Below are 20800 nucleotides of genomic sequence, written 5' to 3'. Positions count from 1 at the left end.
GAACTGCCCTGTGAAGTATTGTACTTCGCAGGGCAGTTCTTTTTTTATAGTTTTTTTCTATAAAATAAAATAATATCTCCCGCAGGACAAAAGTCTGGACGGGGGGGTGATACGTGCTATAATTTTAATACACGTTAGACTGTGGATAAGTTTTGGCGTGTTGTACGAAGTCGCGCCGCAGATTGTGCGGCGAAGCGGAACGAAGTGTGCTGCACTTGTGCGCGTGTGGATATGGCACGGGGCGGTACGCTTCCGAAAGGATGGTAGAGGCATGAAGAAAAAGAAGGCAAGGATGCTCGCGGCGGCAATGCTTGCGGGGGGCGCACTGCTGAACTACGGGACGGCATCGGCTGCGGACAGCGACCGCGACAGTGCGGCGCGCGCCATCGCGCATTCGGAGATGGATGTGCGCAGTGCGGCGGAGAAGAACGCAACGGCGATGGACACGCGGAACATGAACGTGCGCGTGAGCGGGATCACCGTCACGGGCGGGAACGAGAACACCGTGCGTGCGCTGCTGCCCGAGCTCTCGCGCGACACCGTGAACATCCGCACCCTCTCGCAGCAGATCCAGAGCGTCAACGACACGGGCGGACTTCTCCTCAGCACGGAGTTCACCCCTGCGGGCGCAGGAGCATACCGCGTTACGGTCAAGGTGCAGGAGAAAAAGAGCGACCATGTCCGCCTCTCGGTCAGCAACACGGGGACGGAGTACACAGGCGACTGGCGCACCGCACTCACCTACCTCAACACGAACCTCTCAGGAACGGCGGACACCTTCGGTGCGGCATTCGTCACCTCGCCCGGACACTTCGGCGATGTCAAGGTCGGCGCACTCTCCTATCGGAAACTCATGCCGGAGTGGAAAGGCGCGATCTCCGCGAGCGTCAGCCACGGGCGCACCAACATCGACAACTATGACACGGGCGCGCGCAGCCTCTTTGATGTGAACATCGGCGGCAGGAGCACGAACGTCGATTTGCACTATCAGCGGTTCCTCTCCTATACGGCGCGGAACAAGGACATCCTCGACATGGGATTCGGCTACCGCCGCACGGAGAGCGATTTCGGGTATAAGTTTATCGGCAAAACCTACAACAACAAGACCGACTACAACATCATGCTCGCCTCCCTTACCTACCTGCACAGCCGGCGCAAGGCGAACAGCGCCCTCTCCTGCAACATCGGACTTGCGGCGAACGTGAGCGGAGACGGAGCCTCCTATGAGAAAGTCACGCCGGGTGCGGACAGCCGGTTCACCCTCCTGCGTGCGGGAGTGAACTATCAGGTGCGTGCAGCGAGCGACTGGATCGGAGCAATGCGTCTCACGGGACAGTATACGAAGGATCACGTCGTCCCCGCCGAACAGATCGGTGCGGGCGGTGCGATGAGCGTGCGCGGATTCGATGAGCGTGCGATCGGTGCGGACAAGGGCTTTGTGGGAAGCCTTGAGATCTACAGCCCCGAGATAGCAAAGCATACGCGCCTCCTCGCGTTCACGGACTATGCACATCTCTCGAACAACCGCAACGACCGGAACCGCAATGCGATCTTTGACAGCGACAGCATCGCGAGTGCGGGGCTTGGCGTGCGCTATGCGGATGATCGGTTCTCGCTCGCGCTCGACTATGCGCGGGTTTTGCGTGATGCGGACAAGGTGAACCTCAACAAGCAGAACAGCCGCCATTGGAACTTGATGGCGAGCGTGAGCTTCTAATAGAGGAAAGGAAGGAACGGAATGAATCTCAAAAAGAAAATGCGCCGCAGCAGCCTTGCGGCACTCATTACCCTCGCGCTCACGAGCTCTGCACTTGCCATGCCGACGGGCGGTGTTGTGCAGTCGGGCGATGTAAACATCGGCGGCAGTACGGACTTCTCGACCGTCGCAGACGGCGCGACCATTACGGCGGGGACGGACAGCACAATCAACTGGAACACGTTCAATATTGCAAATGGTGAGACGCTGAACTTTAACATCGCCGATGGCAAGCTGCTCCTCAACCAAGTGACGGGCGCACAGGTATCCGACATCCTCGGCACGATGCGCCAGACGGGCTTGGGCAAGGGCTCGCTCGCCCTCGTCAATCCGAACGGCATCCATATCGGCGGCGATGCCGTGCTCGATGTGAACGCGTTGACACTCTCCACGCTCGGTATTGTGACCAAAAACGATACGGAGACGCTCATCCGTGAGGGCGCACTCGGTGCGCGTGCCATCACCGTCGATCAGGGGGCGCAGTTTGACATTGCGCGCAAGCTGAGCCTCTTCGGCGGGAAGGTCTCCGTTGCAGACGGTATTGTGTTCAACCTCAACAATGTGCCTGATCCGAAGGAGAGTATGCTGGAGGTCGTTGCGGCAAAGGAGCTGTATTGGCAAGAGGGTTCGGATCATGACAGCGACCTCTCAAAGTGGACGATGGAGCGTGGCAATACGGTTGATTTCCACGGTAGGGTGAATGCACTCAGTACAGGCAAGGATGCCGAGATCAATATCTTTGGCTATGCGGTCAATGCAGACCGTGCGCACATCGACGGCGACCGCGCAGAGGTTGCGATTGCCGCATGGACGAAGCTCGAATCCGATGATCGGAATAATGCGCCTGTCAAAACAACGAAGATTGAACTCTCCCCCGAGAATGTCGTGCGTGCGGACGGGCTCCGCATTCGCGAGAAGAACAGCACGGAGATTCGCGGCGGGAAAGTCGAGCTGAAGAACAGCACGATTGACTCGGCGCGTCTTGATATTACAGCGCATAAATCCTTCAACACCGAGGGAGACATGGATAGGTCAAGCGAGCGTCAGGCGATGACGGCGACGGCGGACAACTCCGTCACGCTTGACAATGTGACAATCAACGGTATGACACCTCAGCACGGTGGGTATCACTGGTTCGAGATTACGGGCGGCGCTGTGAATATCGCGAACTCGAACATCCACACGGAGAAAACGTTGAATATCGGAGCGATCTCCTCCCTCGACCGAACGATGAAGAATCGTCATTGGGCAACGCCGATTGAGCTCAAAGGGACGCGCACAAGTACGGCGGCAAATACGCTGAATGTCACGAACTCGACGCTGAAGGTGACGCGCCCCACATGGGAGTCGGATCCCTATATCATTCAGGCGGATCTCAACGCAAAGGCTGTCAAGCTCACGGGCGGTACGGTGCATCTGACGGGTGCAACGATTGAGACACCTCTGCTTGCCCCGATCATGGCGGGTACGACCGTCGAGAGAGAGGACAGTCCATACGATCAGACGGCGCATACACCGAGCACGACGGAACTTCATAGTACGCGGACAACGCTCGCACACACCGTCACGATTGACGGTACAAGCACGATTCGTGCGACCGATGTTGCTGTTGGCGGCGGTAAGGTGACGGTTGGAAATGATGTGACGTTTAACCTTGGTGACGGCTCAGGCGGTGCGATGGAGGTGGTCGCTGGATCTCGTGTTCCGTCGGGTGAGACGGAGATTACAACTACTGCGCCGGAGAACGAGGTACAGTTCCACGGCAAGATTCGTGGTGTCGGCATGAAGAATCAGTATGTTGGCATTATGGGCAAGACGGTAAACCTTGACCATGCGGACATCCGCGATGTCGGGAAGGTTTACGCTGCCGCCATCAAACGCCTGAACTATGCGGAGGATGCACACGGCAACGAGGTAAGCACTGTTTCTACGGGTGCGGACAATGCTTTGAATGCAGATGGATTAACGGTGGAGGCAAAGCGTTTCAGTATCCGGAGTGGGCAGATTACGCTGAAGAATACGATGCTGAATGCCATTCGCGGCAAACTGCAGGCGGGAACGATGGAGCGCGGCGATAAGACCAAGCTGACGCAGGGAGGTGCGGTTTATCTCGACAATACGAAGATTACTGTGGATGGCAGTGATCCTGCGAACTTTGCGTTCAGCAGTATCAGTGAAACAGCAGCCCTTGTGAATGGCACGGAAATTAAGGCGCCGAACGGCAAAATTGGCATTTTGACCGGACACAGCTATGACGAATATACGGATAAGGCTGTGGTGACGAAGGATAGCAAGCTGTCCCTGTGGAAATCCAAAGTGGAAGGCAGGAATATGGACATCACGGCGGGCAGTATCGACCTCAATGACATGAGTGCATTGACTGCTGCAGATGATATTGAGATCGAACTGTCAGGCACAGACACCCTCCGCGCGGACGGCTCGACGGGGACACTCTTGCGCGATGCGACCTCTCACGCAACGAAGGCGGGGCAAGAGCTCACATCGTTCACCGTGCAGAGTGCGGACAAACCTATCCCGCCCGTTCCGCAGCCACCCGCGCCGCCCGTGAACCCCGATGTACCGAGCCTCTCTGAGGATGATACATCGAACATTGCCGAGGGCAATGCAAAGGCGCAGGACGCACTCGTTGAGCCGACGCAGGAAAAACGTGCTGAGGCTCTCACGAAGACCGTTGCGCAGCTCAACGAGAAGGTCGGTACGTCGCGCCGTCAGACGGCGGGTGTCGTCGTTGGTATCGTACAGGAAATCGCGAATGCGGCAACGCTCTCCGACGGTGAGAAGGTTGCCCTTGTCGAGCAGGTACTGAACGCCTACGCACCCGTGCAGGAGGCAAGGGCAGAGCAGGATAACGTCGTAACGAACACCCTCGATGAGGCTGTGAACGCGGCGGCAAATGTCTCCATCGCACCGGTCTATCCCGACGAGGCCGAGGCGGAGGAAGTCGTCTCCTTCGCATAATTGATCCGTATAGTAAACAGTAAAAAAATCCCGTTGGATAACGCAGCCATGCGTTATCCAACGGGATTTTTGACGCTTCGTACCTATCACCGGCGCCATTTTACGACTGAAAGGAAGCGGCTTCAGAGATATAGTATCTTTTGCACAGTGCGGTGTACGCCGTTGCTCCTGCATCGGTCAGCAGATAGTAGCTGCCCTCGCGATGGAGGAGGTGCTGATCGATGAGCTCGCGGCTGACGCGGCGCACTTTGCTTTCCTCCCACTTCAGATGGTCGCCGATCTCGTCTGCGTGATTCTCCGCACTCTTAACGCATTCTGCCGTGTGTCTGCCAATGTGGAGGAGAAAGAGGTCGCGCTGCATCTGACGGATGCTCCGGAGGCGGCGAACGTAGGTTGTAACTGCCCCCTTCGGTCCTGTGAGCAGGGCGAGCACGTAGACAAGCATATTTATGACGGCGCAGAGCCCTGCGATCGAGGCGTTCATATGAACAGCAAGCGCATAGCCGACGACGGAGTTCGCGGCACTGATGAGGAGGGCGAACAGCAGCGTGTGCGAGAGATGTTTCGTAAAGAGCAGTGCCGTCGCACCGGGGGCGATGAAAAATGAGATAACGAGGATCGCACCGACCGCGTCGAATGCCGCGACCGTCGTCAGCGAGGTGAGCGACATAAAGGCGTAGAAGAGGATGCCCGTCGGTACGCCGATGAGCCGTGCGTATTCGCCGTCAAACGTGGAGACCTTGAGCTCCTTGTAGAACACGGTGATAAACGCTGCAATCAGGAGGGCGAGCCCGCCCATCTTGAGCGCGGCAGCGGGAATCTCAACGCCGCCGACCGCGACCGTGTTCAGCCCGGCGTAGATGACTTCGCCCATGAGCACCATGTCGGTATCGAGGTGGGCATTCCCCGCATATTTGCTGATGAGGATGACGGCGAGCGCAAAGAGCAGGGGAAAGATGACGCCGATCGCATCGTCGTATTTGACAAGGCGCGTCTTGCCGAGCAGCTCGACGAGGGACACCGTGACCACCCCCATGAGTGCCGCGCCGAAGAGCAGCCACGGCGAGCCGAGGTCACGCGTTACGAAGAAGGCGAGCACGATGCCGAGCAGTACCGTGTGACTGATTGCGTCCGCCATCATGGAGAGGCGGCGCAGGATGAGGAATACGCCGAGCGGCGCACACGCTGTCGCCGTCAGCAGGAGTACGAGCAGTGCGTCATCCATGTGTGCTCCTCCGTTTCAACACTCTGCCGAGGATGCCCTTTGTCCCAAAAACGATGGAAAAAAAGGCGATCAGCGAGGCAATGAGGATGATCGAGGGACCCGTTGACATTCCCTGTTCGAGTGTACTGATATATGTTCCGATGAGCGCGGACACCGCGCCGATGAGGCTGCTCAACAGGAGCACGCGTGCGAAGTTGTTCGACCACTGATTTGCGGCAACGCAGGGGATAATGAGAAAAGAACTGATGAGGATTGCGCCCACCGCCTTGATCCCGATGCCGATCACGGAGATGGTCATGACAAGCAGCAGGATATTCAGCAGACGGCAGGGCAGTCCGACCACCTCCGCATACTCTGCGTCAAAGACGAAGAGTTTCAGCTCCTTGTAAAAGAGCAGCAGGAGCGTGAGCACGAGGACGGAAATAACGGCGATCAGCAGGACATCCGCCTCAAGCATGTACGCCGCCTGTCCGAAGATGTACGTCCCGAGCCCCGCCTGTGACGCGCCCGCATAGTCGGGATTGCCTTGGATAAAACTCTTGAGTGCCATGCCAAGACCGAAGAAGCCTGAGAGGAAGATTGCGAGGTTGGCGTCAAGTCCCAGACGCTTGTCCCTGTGGGCAAGCTGGATGAGCGCGTAGCTTGCTGCACCTGCCGCGATTGCCCCCGCAAGGAGGAGGACGGGGCTGCGCGTTGCAAACGCCATGTAGGCGAGAACAATGCCGGGAAAGGTCGCGTGCCCGATCGCATCACCGATGAGGCTCTGTCCCTTGTAGACACTGAATGCGCCGACGGGAGCGGCGGCGACGGCGAGGACGACGCTGCCGAGCGCAACGATCTGAAAGGTGTAGTTTGTCAGAATGTCCATCGCTGTCACACCTTTCCACGATAGGCGCGTGCGAGTGCCGCCTCCTTGTCGAGGCTCGCGAGATAGTCCGATGCCTTTACCGTGCGGTTCAGCACAACGAGATAGTCGAAGTAGGCATCGAGTGTGCTGAGATCGTGGTGGACGGCGATGACGGTGCGCTTTTCTTTTTGTAAATCCATGAACTTGTCCATGATGATGCGTTCCGTCGTTTCGTCAACGCCCGCAAGCGGCTCGTCCATGATGTAGAGCTGTGCGTCCTGCGCGAGTGCGCGCGCGATGAAGACGCGCTGCTTCTGCCCGCCCGAGAGTTCCGAGATCTGGCGGTCGGCGAAGTCCGCCATCTTCATTTTATCGAGCGCGTCCATCGCCAACGCACGATCCTCCTTGCCGGGGCGGCGCACAAGTCCCAGATGGGCATAGCGTCCCATGAGTACGACATCGAACACCGTCGTCGGAAAGTCCCAGTGTACCGAGCCGCGCTGCGGGACATAGGCAATTTTCTTCTGCACGGCGGAGAGCGCCTTGCCCCAGAGATGCACCGCACCCGATACGGGCTTCAGCAGTCCGAGGATTCCCTTGAGGAGGGTGGACTTGCCCGCGCCGTTCGGCCCTACGATGGCACAGCGCACGCACTCCGGTACATCGAGGTCGATGTCCCAGAGGACGGGGGTCTCGCGGTATGCCATTGTGAGGTCTTCGACGTGGATCACACTGTTTGTTCCTGTCATTCTGAGCCCCTTCTGTATGATTCTTTTATCCGTGCGAACTCCACGCAAACGCCTCGTTACGCAAGCGGTCGTGTGCTCGTCCGCCTAAATACCTGCGGACTTCTTAAACGCGCTGCGCTTGAACGAAAGAAATCCGCAGGGGGCGGGTCGCACACTCGCTTCCGCTTGCTCCACTAGGGTTTGCTTAGGAGTTTCGTACGGTTACAATTCCGTTTGTCCATAACATCTGATAACGAACGTTTTGCTACTTCAAATGCGAAACAATCAGATCGACGTTGCTGCGGTACATCGTGATATAGGTGTCGCCCTTCTGTCCGACGGGCGCGAGTGAGTCAGAGAACAGCTCGCTGCCCTCGCCGCCGACGATCTCCACATCGAAGCCCTTTGTCTTGCAGACCTCCTGCAGCTTCTTCATGCGCTCGGGATTCGTCGTGCTCTCGGCGAACACTGCCTTGACCTTGTGCTCGACAATGTAATTTGCCGTCTTTTCAATATCCGCATTTGCGACCTCGGAGTCCGTGCTGACCCCCTGCGGTGCAATGACGTTCACGTGGTAACGATGGGAGAAGTAGTTGAATGCGTCATGTGGCGTGACGAGGTTGCGCTGCCCCTCGGGAATCTGTGCAATCTTCTGTGTGATCTCCGCATCAAGCGCATCGAGATCGGCGAGATACTTCTTCAGATTCTCCTGAATCTCCTTCTCGTGTGCCGGAACGAGCTTCACGAGCTCGGCTGCCGCTGCCTCGGTCGCCTGCTTGTAGAGCGCGACATCGAACCAGAAATGCGGATCGACGATCTTCTTGCCGTCCTCCTCCATATAGTTGATGTTCGCGTCCGCAAAGTTCTTTGTAACGGCAACGCCCTTCTTCTCAAGGACTTCTGCCATCTTGCCCTCGAAGTGCAGACCGTGATAGAGGAGGAGATCCGCCTTCTTGATTTTCTCAAGGTCGGCGGGCTGTGCGACGTAGAGATGCGGATCCTCACCTGCGGGGATGATCAGCTCGATGTTCACATAGTCGCCCGCAAGCTGTTTTGTCATGTCCTGTAAAAATGAGGTTGTGACCGTTACTGTTTTCTTTGTGTCGGCTGCCTTGTCGCCGCCTGTGCCTCCTCCGCCGCAACCGACGGCAATCAGTGCCATCATGGCGAGTGCGAGGGTGAGCAGAAGTTGTGCATAAGATTTTTTCGTGTGCATTTTGCACCATCCTTTCATTTGTATTGAGAATAACACAAAAATTCTATCTTGTAAATGAGAAAATTTCTCAATATAGAAATTGCTTTATGAAAAATGAAAACGCCCCCGTGAAATCCACAGGGGCGACAAGGTTCATTGATTTTTATTTCTGGAGCAGCTGCTCTTTCAATGCGCGATAGCGGAGCGTTTCATATGCGCCGATCTGCGACTCGGGGTGATCGCTGCCGTAGGCGCATCCGCTGACGGAGAGCAGCGGCGGCGACTGGATGCGCTTGGCGACTGCCATGCCTGTATAGAGCCCCCACCAGTGTTCGAGGTCGGCGATAAAGTCTGCCGCCGTCGGGAAATACGCTGCGACAAGCCCTTCCGCACAGCCGATCTGTGCTTCGAGTGTGTTTTTGGCATAGTATTCCAGAATTTCCTCGGGCGTTTCATTGTTCTCTGCAAACGCACGAAAGAGGTGGTCGTGGTACGGGTAGCGGATGGGATCGCCCTTGCCCTCGTCCACGTTCTGCGCGTCGGACAGCTCCGCGCTCGGTACGATGTCGATGATGCCCTGCGGAATGACCTCGCGTCCGTAGACGGTATCGTTCAGATAGCGTGCGAGATCGTAGACCTGATATTTCCAGAGGTCGGCGAGCGCTGAGAGGAAGCCCGCCTGATCGCCGTAGAGGGTCGCGTAGCCGACGGTGGACTCCGCCTTGTTCGCGTTGCAGGTAAAGCCTGCGCCCCATGCGGCGGCGACGGCGGCGAGCACGCGGCCGCTGCGGTCACGTGCCTGCATATTTTCGCGCACAAAGGAGGAGATGGTGAGATGTTCGCCTTCCGACGCACATTTCCCCATGATGGGAGCGGTCGTGAGCTGCTCTACGGTGTGCGTGACGCTCTCCTCGATCGGGACAATCATATGGCGGCAGCCGAGGTTTTCCGCGAGCTGTGCCGCAAGCCCCTTCGTGGTGGCGGAGTTGAATCGGCTCGGCATATTGACGAGCAGCACGTTCTCCGCGCCGATGGCATCGACGTAGAGTGCGGCGGCGACGGCGGAGTCGATGCCGCCCGAGATGCCGATGACGACGCGCTCCATGTGGATGCGTGCGAGAAATTTCTGTACGCCGCAGCGCAGCATACGATGAATGGGGGCGATGGGCGTTTCTGTTGGAGACGAAGCGGGGGAGGGAAGCGCGTCCGTGTCAACGACGGTCATGCCCTCCGTATAGGCGGCTGTCATAAGGACGCATTCACCGTTGGCATGAAATACGTACGCTCTTCCGGGGAAGGTATAGACGGTCTTGCCCTTGTCCTGAAGTCCGAATGCATTGATGTAGAAAATCTCTGTGCCCTTTCCGCGCGCCATGTCTGCAAGTGTGTCTGCACCCAAGCAGGTGGGGAAGGGGGACGCATCTGCGGCAAGGATGATGTTCTCGTTCGGCAGTTCATAGAGGAGGGGGGTAAAGTTGTTTCCTGTGCTGTCGAGCGGGCTGTGGGCGACCTCGCGCAGCACGCCGTCCCGTGCCTCCATCAGCGTGCGCCGGATGCTTGTGCAACTTTCCGCAGCTGCGGCATTTCCAAAGACGACCGTAATCCCCTCTGCCGCTGCCGCGATCTCCTCGGCGTAGTCCGCGAGGTCACGCAGAAATGGCTCCTGCTTCCAAACGCCGCCGAGGAAGAGCCCCGAGAGACTGAGCGCGGGAAAAAGTGCGAGGTCGGCGTGTGCCGCCCTTGCTTCCGCTATTTTTGCACACATCGCTGCTGCGTTCAGGTCGGGGCGACCGGGGATAACCTCCATTGAAATCAGTGCAATTTTCATGATACTGCTCCTTGCATTTGATTTTTAATCCGTCGGGATGGTATAATTCAATAGCATAAGTATAGCACAGATGACTTCCGACACCCAAATGAAAGGATGTATACAATGGAATATTTCAGCACGCGTGGGGCGGCGGAGCGTGTTTCCTCTGCTGCGGCGATTCTCAAGGGGCTTGCCTCGGACGGCGGGCTTTTCGTCCCTGCTTCGTTCCCGCCGATGTCGCTTGCGGCGATTGAGGCGCTCGTCCCGCTTTCCTACGAGGAGCGTGCGGTGCGCATCCTTCGCCCTTTTCTGACGGACTATACGGAGGCAGAGTTAAAGGGATGTGTCGCACGTGCGTACGGACATACATTTGATGATGTGCGGCGTGCGCCTGTCCGTGCGGTCGGAGAGCTTGCGGTGCTCGAACTGTGGCACGGGCCGACGAGTGCGTTCAAGGATATGGCGCTGCAGCTTCTGCCGCAGCTGATGAGTACGGCGCGCGGAAAGGAGGGGGAGCGGGACACGATTCTCATCCTCGTTGCGACCTCGGGCGATACAGGGAAGGCTGCCCTTGAGGGATTTGCCGATGCCGGGGGCATCCGTATCATGGTGTTCTACCCCGACGGCGGCGTCAGCCCCGTGCAGCGGCTCCAGATGGTGACGCAGGAGGGCGCGAATGTCTCCGTCGTGGCGGTGCGCGGAAACTTTGACGATGCGCAGCGCGGGGTAAAGGAGATCTTCGGCGATGCGGCGATGGCAAAGGAGCTCGCCGCGCTCCATACGAAGCTCTCATCGGCAAACTCGATCAACTGGGGGCGGCTTGTCCCGCAGATCGTTTATTACTTCAGCGCGTACGCAGACCTTCTCGCGGAGCGCAGCATTGCGGCGGGGGATGCGGTGAACTTCACCGTGCCGACGGGGAACTTTGGCAACATCCTCGCGGGCTACTATGCAAAGCGCATGGGGCTGCCCGTCGGCAAACTCGTCTGCGCGTCGAATGCGAACAATGTGCTCACGGACTTCCTGCAAACGGGCATCTATGACCGCAAGCGCGACTTCTATCAGACGATGTCGCCGTCCATGGACATTCTCGTATCGAGCAATCTTGAGCGTCTGCTCTGTCATCTGACGGAGGATACGGCACAGGTCGCTGCGTGGATGCAGGAACTCGCAGAGGTTGGAAAATATGACGCGAGCCGCCTCCTGCCTGTGCTCCGTGAAAACTTCTGGGCAGCGTGTGCGGACGATGCGGAGACGGAGGAAGAGATTCGCGCGGTCTATGAACGGACGGGGTACACGCTCGATACACACACGGCGGTCGCCTATCGTGCGGCGGAGGACTATCGCCGCGAAACGGGGGACGTGCGCCCGATGGTTGTGCTCTCAACGGCAAGCCCGTACAAGTTCGGCGCGAGTGTGCTCCGTGCACTCGGTGAGGATATGGCGGGCGTGGATGAATTCACCCAAATGATATTCCTGAAGGAGAAGAGCGGGATGAAGATCCCTCCGCGCCTTGAAGCACTGGAAAAAGCGCCCGTGCGTCATAAGGGGATTTGTGAAAAGGGCGGGATGCGTGCAGCGGTTCTCGCATTTGCCCGTACATAAGAAAAACAAGCAAACAATAAAAATTTTTCACAATAAAGAAGGATTTTCGGACGATACGAAGAAGCTTCACTAAAGTATGTTAATGATGATACCGAGGCGGGATTTCCGCCTCGCATCAATTGCTCCCATTTTTTTGGAGAAAGAGGTTATATCATGGCAACGATTGATCTGACACAGTACGGCATTACGGGGACGAAGGAGATTGTTCACAATCCAAGCTACGATCAGCTGTTCCGCGAGGAGCTGCGCCCCGATCTTGAGGGATACGAGCGCGGACAGGTGACGGAGATGGGGGATGCCGTCAATGTTATGACCGGCATCTATACGGGACGCTCCCCGAAGGATAAGTACATCGTCGATGATGAGACCTCGCATGATACGGTGTGGTGGACATCGGACGAGTACAAGAACGACAATCACCGTGCAACGCAGAAGGCATGGAATTCGGTGCGTGAGATTGCCATTCGCGAGCTCTGCAACAAGCGCCTCTTTGTCGTGGACGCGTTCTGCGGTGCGAATGCGAATACGCGTATGGCAGTGCGCTTTATTACGGAAGTGCCGTGGCAGGCGCATTTTGTCACAAATATGTTTATCCGTCCGACAGAGCAGGAGCTGAAGGTCTTTAAGCCCGACTTCGTGGTCTACAATGCGGCAAAGGCACGCGTCATGCACTTCGGCGATCTGGGGCTCAACTCAGAGACGGCGGTCATGTTCAACCTCACAAGCCGTGAGCAGGTCATTATCAATACGTGGTATGGCGGCGAGATGAAAAAGGGCATCTTCTCGATGATGAACTACTACCTTCCTCTCAAGGGAATCGCCTCCATGCACTGCTCGGCAAATACGGACAAAGAGGGGCAGAACACGACGCTGTTCTTCGGCCTCTCCGGTACGGGCAAGACTACACTCTCGACCGACAGTGCGCGTCTTTTGATCGGTGACGACGAGCATGGCTGGGACGATGAAGGTGTGTTCAACTATGAGGGCGGCTGCTACGCGAAGGTCATCAACCTCGATGCGGAGGCGGAGCCGGATATCTATCACGCGATCCGCCGCAATGCGCTGCTGGAGAATGTCACGGTTGACCTTGCAGGCCATGTTGACTTTGCCGACAAGAGTGTGACGGAGAATACACGCGTTTCGTACCCGATCAACCACATTGAGAACATCGTGCTCGGTCATGCCGGCGACAAGTCCGCAGGTCCGCACGCAAAGCACGTGATCTTCCTCTCGGCGGATGCGTTCGGCGTTCTGCCGCCGGTCTCCATCCTCACACCGGAGCAGACGAAGTACTACTTCCTCTCTGGATTCACGTCGAAGCTCGCGGGTACGGAGCGCGGCATCACCGAACCGACACCGACGTTCTCGGCGTGCTTCGGACAGGCGTTCCTCGAACTGCACCCGACGAAGTATGCAGAGGAGCTCGTACGCAAGATGGAGGAGCACGGCTCGCGTGCCTATCTCGTGAATACGGGGTGGAACGGTACGGGCAAGCGTATCTCGATCCAGGATACGCGCGGCATCATCCACGCGATTCAGGACGGTTCGATCGACAGCGCACCGACGAAGAAGATCCCGTATTTCGACTTCGAGGTTCCGACGGAGCTGCCGGGCGTCGATCCGAAGATCCTCGATCCGCGTGACACGTACGCGAGCCGTACGGAGTGGGATGAGAAAGCACGCGACCTCGCCGAGCGTTTCATCAAGAACTTCAAGAAGTATGAGGGCAACGAGGAGGGCAAGGCGCTCGTTCCTGCGGGTCCGCAGATCTAAACCGTATCTGTACATGGAGGAAGCTGCCGCATTTGCGGCAGCTTCTTTTTTAGGGAAGGGGCAATGATGCACCTATCGGACGGTATCAGCAAGGTACGCGGCGTCGGTGTGAAAAAGGCGTCGGCATTTGTGCGTCTTGGCGTTCAGACGGTCTACGATTTCCTGACATACTACCCGCGTGCGTACGAGGATCAGAGCCGTATGACCCCGATTGCGCAGCTGCGGGCAGGGGAACGCGCGACGGTTCTTGGCGTGATTCAGACGGTGACCGAGAAGCAGACGCGGCGGCGCGGGTTCACCGTGCTGACGGCACTCGTCGGCGACGGTACGGGATATGTACAGGCGGTCTGGTTCAATCAGCGTTTTTTGAAGGGGAAGCTGCGTGAGGGGCAGCGCATTCTCCTCTCGGGAAAGGCGGACTATGCCTATAATGGCGGCGGGCAGCTTGCCTTTACGAACATTACATCGTTTGAAATGCTCGGTGCGCAGGAAACGGCGGACGAACATCTCGGCATCCTGCCCGTCTATGCGGCGACTGAGGGGCTGACGCAGAAGCAGCTGCGTCAGATGATGGACTACACGCTCACACAGGCGGGGGATGAACTCGCGGAGACTCTGCCGCAGCGCATTCGGGAGGAATACCATCTCATTGGGCGGAAATCTGCCTTTCGGCGGATTCATTTTCCAAAGCACGAGGAGGATCTGCGTGCAGCGCGGCGTCGGCTTGCATTTGAGGAACTGTATCTCATCCAATGCGGGCTGCTCGCGCTCAAGAAGCGCACGTCGGAGGAGCAGGAGGGAATCGCTCATGCGGCGAATGGGGAACTGGTCGCACGGGTGCTTGCGGCGCTCCCCTTTGCACTGACCGACGATCAGGAAAAGGTGTGGGCGGAGATCACACGCGATATGGAGTCGCCGCTGCCGATGCGCCGCCTCGTACAGGGGGATGTTGGTTCGGGCAAGACGGTGATCGCCCTGCTTGCCCTCGTCAAGACGGTGGAAAACGGACAGCAGGGGGCGCTGATGGCCCCGACGGAGATTCTTGCACATCAGCATTATGACACGCTGCGTGAACTCCTTGCGCCGTTCGGTGTGTGCGTGGGCTTCCTCTCGGGGCGGCTCACAAAGAAGGAGCGTACGGCAGCTGCGGCGGCTCTCGCTGCGCATGAGATCGACATCGCGGTCGGGACGCACGCGCTGATACAGGAGGGTGTAACGTTTGCTTCGTTGGGGTTGGTGGTGACGGATGAGCAGCACCGCTTCGGCGTGGCACAGCGTTCGGCACTGGAGAAAAAGAGCACGGTGACGCCCGATGTGCTTGTCATGACGGCGACCCCGATCCCACGCACAATGACGCTCACGGTCTACGGCGATCTCGATGTCTCGCGCATTGAGCATCTGCCGCCGGGACGGCAGCCCATTCGTACCTTTCTGCGCGATGAGCGGGCGCGTGAAAAAATTTATGCATTCGTTCGTAAGGAGATTGAGGCGGGGCGGCAGGCGTATGTCGTCTGTCCGCTGATCGAGGCAAGTGAGGAGAGCAGTCTGCCCTCGGTGGAGAAGGTCTATGAGGAACTGTCCCACGGTATTTTTCACGGGATTCCCTGTGGGCTGCTCCACGGACGCTTGAAATCTGCGGAGAAGGAAGCTGTGATGGAGGGATTTTATGCAAACCACATCAAGCTGCTCGTTTCCACCACGGTCATTGAGGTCGGCGTGAACGTGCCGAATGCGAGCATCCTCGTTGTCGAGCACGCGGAACGGTTCGGGCTCGCCCAGCTGCATCAGCTGCGCGGACGCATCGGGCGCGGTGCATATGCCTCCTATTGCATCCTCATCGCAGGTCGCAGTGCGGCATCGCAGGAACGCTTGAAGATCATCGAGCAGACGAGCGACGGCTTTCGCCTCGCCGAGGAGGATCTGCGCCTCAGAGGTCCCGGGCAGTTCTTCGGCGCGATGCAGCACGGGCTCGGCGATCTCAAGATCGCGGATGTGCTCGCCGACATGGATCTTCTGCTGCTCGCCCGCCGTGCCGCTCTTGCAACGCTTGACGATCCCGCTGCGCTCTCCTTTGTCCTGCCGACACTCATGCGTCAGTACCGCGAGCAGTTTGAACACATGCGGGAGGTCTGAGGGGGGAATACGCTTGTATTCCTTGACATACGAGGATTCTCTGGGCTAGAATAAGTCATACTGTATTTGGGAGGAGATTTCCTTGACAAAGGTTTTGGTAAATGGTGCCGCAGGTCGTATGGGACGCACGGTGTTGAAGGCTGTGATCGACGATGCGGAACTGGAACTCGTCGGTGCAGTTGACATCACAGGCGGCGCGGATGCGGGTGAGCTCGCGGGCATGGCGAAAAATGGCATCCTCGTGGAGACGGATCTCGCGGCGGCTCTCAATCGTCTGCACCCCGATGTGATGATCGACTTTACGCGCCCCGACGTGGTCTATGGAAACGTGCTCACGGCACTCGCGCACAAGGTTTCGCCTGTGGTCGGGACAACGGGGCTGACCGAGGAGCAGAAGGCGGCGATCAAGGCGGCGGCGGACGAGAACGATACGCCCGCATTCATCGCGCCGAACTTTGCCATTGGTGCGGTGCTGATGATGCTGATGAGCCGCATGGCGGCAAAGTATATGCCCGAGGTCGAGATCATCGAGCTGCACCACGACAACAAGTTGGACGCACCGTCGGGAACAGCGGTGCAGACAGCGGCGATGATTGCCGAGGTGCGCGAGGCACACGCACAGGGACATCCCGATGAGGAGGAAAAGATCGCGGGGGCACGCGGCGCAGAGTACGAGGGAATGCGCATCCACAGCGTCCGTCTGCCGGGCTATGTCGCGCATCAGGAAGTCATCTTCGGAGGCCTCGGACAGACGCTCACGATCCGCCACGATTCGCTGAACCGCGCGTCCTTTATGCCGGGGGTCGTGCTCGCGGCGAAGAAGGTGCGCGGGCTCACGTCGCTCACGGTCGGACTGGACAAGCTGTTGTAAGGGATAGTAAGGGAGTACATCATGAAGAAATATCGTGTCGCCATCCTCGGCGCGACGGGTGCCGTCGGTCAGGAGTTTCTGAATCTCATCGAGGAGCGCAAATTCCCGTTTGCGGAGCTGCGTCTGCTCGCGTCCAGCCGTTCGGCGGGCAAGAAGATCGCATTCATGGGCAAGGAGTACACCGTACAGGAGACGACGGCAGATTCCTTTGAGGGCATCGACATTGCGCTCTTTGCAGGCGGTGCGGCAAGCAAGGAGTTCGCGCCCCACGCAGTCAAGGCGGGTGCGATTGTCATCGACAATTCGAGCGCGTTCCGCATGGATCCCGAGGTGCCGCTCGTTGTGCCCGAGGTCAATCCCGAGGCGATCAAGAAACACAAGGGCATCATTGCAAACCCAAACTGCTCCACCATCATCATGGTGATGGGGCTCAAGCCCCTCTACGATCTCGCGCAGATTCGCCGCATCGTCGTATCGACCTATCAAGCGGTTTCCGGTGCGGGGAAGGAGGGCATGGCAGAGTTGGAGCAACAGGTCGCAGCACTCTCGACGGGGAAAGAACCGACTGCGAACATCCTGCCTGTCGGAAAGCTGCCGAAGCACTATCAGATCGCGTTTAACCTCATCCCGCAGATCGACGTTTTCATGGACAACCTCTACACCAAGGAGGAGATGAAGATGATCGACGAAACGAAGAAAATCATGGAGGACGAGAGCCTGCGCATCACGGCGACCACCGTGCGCGTGCCCGTTTACCGCAGCCATGCGGAGTCCGTCAACGTCGAGTTTGAGAGCGCGGTTTCGCTCGATGCGGCACGCAAGGCACTCGCGACGTTCCCGGGCGTCGTCCTGCGCGACAACCCGTCGGAGCAGGAGTACCCGATGCCGCTTTTCACCTCGGGCAAGACCGATGTCGAGGTCGGCCGTCTGCGCCGCGACGAGTCGGCGGACAATGCACTGAACTTCTGGATCTGCGGCGACCAGATTCGCAAAGGTGCGGCACTCAACGCACTCCAAATCGCCGAGTATATGATTGAAAACGGGCTTGTTTGACGACATAAAAAGGGACGTATTTCCTCATTGGAAATACGTCCCTTTTTAACACGGCACAGAGATTTGTTTTGTGGAAATCACTTCACATAGATGCGTGAAACGTGCTTTGATACGAGGCAGAGCACCTCATAGCTGATCGTGTCTGCCCGCCGTGCGAGATCATCCGCCGTGAGTGTTTTCGAGCCAAAGAGCGTCACCACATCGCCGAGCCTTGCCTCGGGGATGTCCGTGATGTCGATCATGCACTGATCCATGCAGATGCGCCCCGCAATCGGCGCACGTTTGCCGCGTACCTCCACACAGCCGCCCGCATACGCGCGGAGGTAGCCGTCCGCATAGCCGACGGAGATCGTTGCGATGCGGCTCGTGCGTTGTGCGATAAAATTCCGTCCGTATCCGATGGACGTGCCGGGCGGGATGGTCTTGATGTAGACAATGCGTGCGCAGAAACGCATCGCAGGGCGCAGATCAAGCGGGCGCGTCACCTCGTCGGAGGGCCACAGTCCGTATTGCAGAATACCCGCACGCACCATGTCGAAATGTACATCGGGCAGATCGAGGATTGCCGCAGACTCTGCGATGTGGCGAATCGGAATGTGAATACCCGCCGCCTCGATGGACGCACACGCTTCCTGAAAACGACGAATCTGTTCCATGGTATAGGACTTGTCCGTGATGTCGGCAAGTGCAAAATGGGAGAAAATACCCTCCAGTTCAATCCCGGGCATGGCACTGACGAGGCGGGCAAAATGTACAGCATCCTCCGGGCGTACTCCAATACGCCCGAGACCTGTGTCAACGGCGAGATGCACCTTGACTTTTTTCCCCTGTGTGACAGCCTCAGCCGAGAGTGTCTGCACGAGATCGAGACGGCAGATCGTCTGCGTGAGATTGGCATCCACGATGTCGAACGAGCTGTCCGGCTTTGTGAGCCCCAAGATGAGCAGCGGCGTGGTAAAGCCTGCCTCACGCAGCTTCATCGCCTCGGAGATGGTCGCGACCGCCAGATACTCCGCCCCCGCTGCAATTGCCTTGCGCGCGACGGCGATCGCACCGTGTCCATAGGCATCCGCCTTTACCACAGCACAGAGCCTTGCATCCTTTCGCATATGTCTGCGAATCTCTTTATAATTGTGGGCAATTGCCCCGAGGTCAATCTCGACCCACGCCGCACGACTGGGCATCGGGCACTTCCTTTCGCATCGTTCTAATTTCTTCAGCGTTCCCATTTTAGCGTATGTAAACCATTTATGCAACAATCTTCTTTGCCAAGAAAATCTATGATTTGCAATAGAAAACAGCCCGTCCGTCGGACGGGCTGCATGGAGCCAATTAGATCATGTGCTATTTTCTTTCCCAACATCTGTGCGAAGGCGCATAGCTGTTGTAGAAAAGAAGTCCCACGATCATCAGTACAATGAACGTGATGTTCGTTACGAGCGAGAGCGCCCAGATGAGGTAGAGGCAGACTGCCATGCCAATCGGCGCGAGCACGTAGAGCATCGGGAAGTGGAACGTACGCGGCAGATCGGGGGCATTGCGGCGAAGCGAAATCAGACCGACAAAGACGATGAAGAACGCTGCAAGAACACCCGTATTCGCGAGCTCGACGATGTAGAGCATCGGGACGCAGCCGGCAATGAAGGCGATGATTGCCGAACCAACCAATGTGATAAAGTACGGCGTACCATATTTCGGATGGATGTTCGCCATCGTTTTCGGGAGGAAGCCGTCACGCGACATTGCGAAGAAGACACGCGCCTGACCGAAGATGTAGACGATCAGCGTCGTAATCATGCCGAAGAGGATACCGACCGTGACAAGGTTTGCGAGCCCCGTGTAGCCGATCGTACGGAGACAGTAGGCAACCGGATCTGCACGGTCGAGATCTGCATAGTTGATCGTGCCTGTGAGGACGAACGCCACAACCGCATAGATGCAGAGGCAGACAAAGACCGATGCGATAATGCCGATCGGGAGGCTCTTCTCCGGCGTCTTGCACTCCTCGGCGGAGGTCGCGACCGTATCGAATCCCATGAAGGAGAAGAACACCACCGCTGCGCCCGTCATGATGCCGGCAGTGCCGAAGGGCAGGAACGGCTCCATGTTCTTCGAGAGATCCATGTGCGGGGTGGTGACGACGAGGAAGGCGATAATCGCACAGATCGTGAGTGAGATGAGGATCGTGTTGAGACGCGAACTCTCCTTCGTGCCATGTGCGAGGAGCAGACCGATCAGAAGTGCAATGACGACAGCGGGGAGGTTGATGATGCCGCCCTCCGGCGCCGTTGTGAGGAGTGCCTTCGGGATCTCCATTCCGAGGGATGCCATCATCCCTGAGAAGTAGGCGGAGAAGCCGACGGCGACCGCGCTCGCGGTAACGATGTAGCCGATGATCAGCGACCAGCCGCACAGGAACGCCATGCCCTCGCCGAGGGAGGCGAATGTATAGGCGTACGCACTGCCCGCAGCAGGGATGAGCGATGCCAGCTCGGCATAGGCGAGACCAACGAGCATACAGAGAAGACCTGCGGCAACGAAGGATAATACAATACCGGGGCCTGCGTAGCGTGCGGCGCCGATTCCGGTCAGAACAAACACGCCCGAGCCGATGATGCCGCCGATGCCAAGGAAGGTAAGGTCAACGGTGCTCAGCGTGCGTTTCATTCCGCTGTTCTCGCGCTGCGCACTGAAGTCCTCCAGTGTTTTTTTCTTAAAGAACATACAAAAACCTCCAAGCAAATCCTTTCAGTTTTCATCTAAGAAAGGGGCTGTTTCACAACGCATATGGAAGCATATGGGAGTGAAACAGCCCCTCAGCAGTC

General features: G+C 57.8%; 14 protein-coding genes. 7 read left to right on the top strand and 7 right to left on the bottom strand.

The features are described from left to right. Positions 1-271: 271 nt before the first annotated feature. Together QU667_RS08195 and QU667_RS08190 are read left to right on the top strand one after the other, a co-directional pair. Positions 272-1717 (top strand): ShlB/FhaC/HecB family hemolysin secretion/activation protein, encoded by a 1446-nt coding sequence (locus tag QU667_RS08195; RefSeq protein ID WP_304986711.1) that lies wholly within the window; start codon positions 272-274, stop codon positions 1715-1717. 21 nt (positions 1718-1738) lie between these two features. Next, positions 1739-4735 carry a two-partner secretion domain-containing protein gene (locus QU667_RS08190; protein ID WP_304986710.1) on the top strand — a complete coding sequence of 999 codons (2997 nt, stop codon included), beginning with the start codon at positions 1739-1741 and terminating at the stop codon, positions 4733-4735. 100 nt (positions 4736-4835) lie between these two features. Here the strand turns inward: QU667_RS08190 and QU667_RS08185 are convergent, their stop codons facing one another. From QU667_RS08185 to nadE, 5 genes are all read right to left on the bottom strand, one after another. Then, positions 4836-5960 (bottom strand): metal ABC transporter permease, encoded by a 1125-nt coding sequence (locus QU667_RS08185; protein ID WP_304986709.1) that lies wholly within the window; start codon positions 5958-5960, stop codon positions 4836-4838. Further along, positions 5953-6828 carry a metal ABC transporter permease gene (locus QU667_RS08180; RefSeq protein WP_304986708.1) on the bottom strand — a complete coding sequence of 292 codons (876 nt, stop codon included), beginning with the start codon at positions 6826-6828 and terminating at the stop codon, positions 5953-5955. Before QU667_RS08180 ends, QU667_RS08185 begins: the two co-directional genes overlap by 8 nt. Positions 6829-6833: 5 nt before the next feature. Then, entirely contained in the window at positions 6834-7556 is a 723-nt protein-coding gene (locus tag QU667_RS08175) for a metal ABC transporter ATP-binding protein (RefSeq protein ID WP_304986707.1), read from the bottom strand. Between the two features lie 244 nt (positions 7557-7800). Then, positions 7801-8751, bottom strand: coding sequence for a metal ABC transporter solute-binding protein, Zn/Mn family (locus QU667_RS08170; protein ID WP_304986706.1), 951 nt, complete (start codon positions 8749-8751; stop codon positions 7801-7803). A gap of 142 nt (positions 8752-8893) precedes the next feature. Next, positions 8894-10558 (bottom strand): NAD(+) synthase, encoded by a 1665-nt coding sequence (nadE, locus tag QU667_RS08165; protein ID WP_304986705.1) that lies wholly within the window; start codon positions 10556-10558, stop codon positions 8894-8896. A 96-nt stretch (positions 10559-10654) separates the two neighbouring features. Here nadE and thrC point away from each other — a divergent pair, with 96 nt between their 5' ends. The 5 genes from thrC (at position 10655) to QU667_RS08140 (ending at position 17975) form a co-directional block, all read left to right on the top strand. Then, positions 10655-12145 (top strand): threonine synthase, encoded by a 1491-nt coding sequence (gene thrC / locus QU667_RS08160; RefSeq protein ID WP_304986704.1) that lies wholly within the window; start codon positions 10655-10657, stop codon positions 12143-12145. Positions 12146-12298: 153 nt separating this feature from the next. Then, positions 12299-13918 (top strand): phosphoenolpyruvate carboxykinase (ATP), encoded by a 1620-nt coding sequence (gene pckA / locus QU667_RS08155; RefSeq protein WP_304986703.1) that lies wholly within the window; start codon positions 12299-12301, stop codon positions 13916-13918. A gap of 66 nt (positions 13919-13984) precedes the next feature. Further along, positions 13985-16051 carry an ATP-dependent DNA helicase RecG gene (gene recG, locus QU667_RS08150; protein ID WP_304988436.1) on the top strand — a complete coding sequence of 689 codons (2067 nt, stop codon included), beginning with the start codon at positions 13985-13987 and terminating at the stop codon, positions 16049-16051. An 82-nt stretch (positions 16052-16133) separates the two neighbouring features. Next, the gene (gene dapB / locus QU667_RS08145) at positions 16134-16922 is read left to right on the top strand and encodes a 4-hydroxy-tetrahydrodipicolinate reductase (RefSeq protein WP_304986702.1); all 789 of its coding nucleotides are present in this window, start codon (positions 16134-16136) and stop codon (positions 16920-16922) included. 21 nt (positions 16923-16943) lie between these two features. Continuing rightward, positions 16944-17975 (top strand): aspartate-semialdehyde dehydrogenase, encoded by a 1032-nt coding sequence (locus tag QU667_RS08140; RefSeq protein ID WP_304986701.1) that lies wholly within the window; start codon positions 16944-16946, stop codon positions 17973-17975. A 77-nt stretch (positions 17976-18052) separates the two neighbouring features. On the opposite strand, the gene alr is transcribed toward QU667_RS08140, so the two are convergent. Continuing rightward, entirely contained in the window at positions 18053-19159 is a 1107-nt protein-coding gene (gene alr, locus QU667_RS08135; protein ID WP_304986700.1) for an alanine racemase, read from the bottom strand. Positions 19160-19319: 160 nt separating this feature from the next. Further along, positions 19320-20699, bottom strand: a complete 1380-nt coding sequence (locus tag QU667_RS08130) for an amino acid permease (protein ID WP_304986699.1) — start codon at positions 20697-20699, stop codon at positions 19320-19322. Between the last annotated feature and the right edge of the window lie 101 nt (positions 20700-20800).

The sequence above is a fragment of the Selenomonas dianae genome (genome assembly GCF_030644225.1).
Taxonomy (GTDB): Bacteria; Bacillota; Negativicutes; order Selenomonadales; family Selenomonadaceae; genus Centipeda; species Centipeda dianae.
Note: the sequence above shows the minus strand (reverse complement) of the source record. Positions and strands in the feature narration are given on the sequence as shown.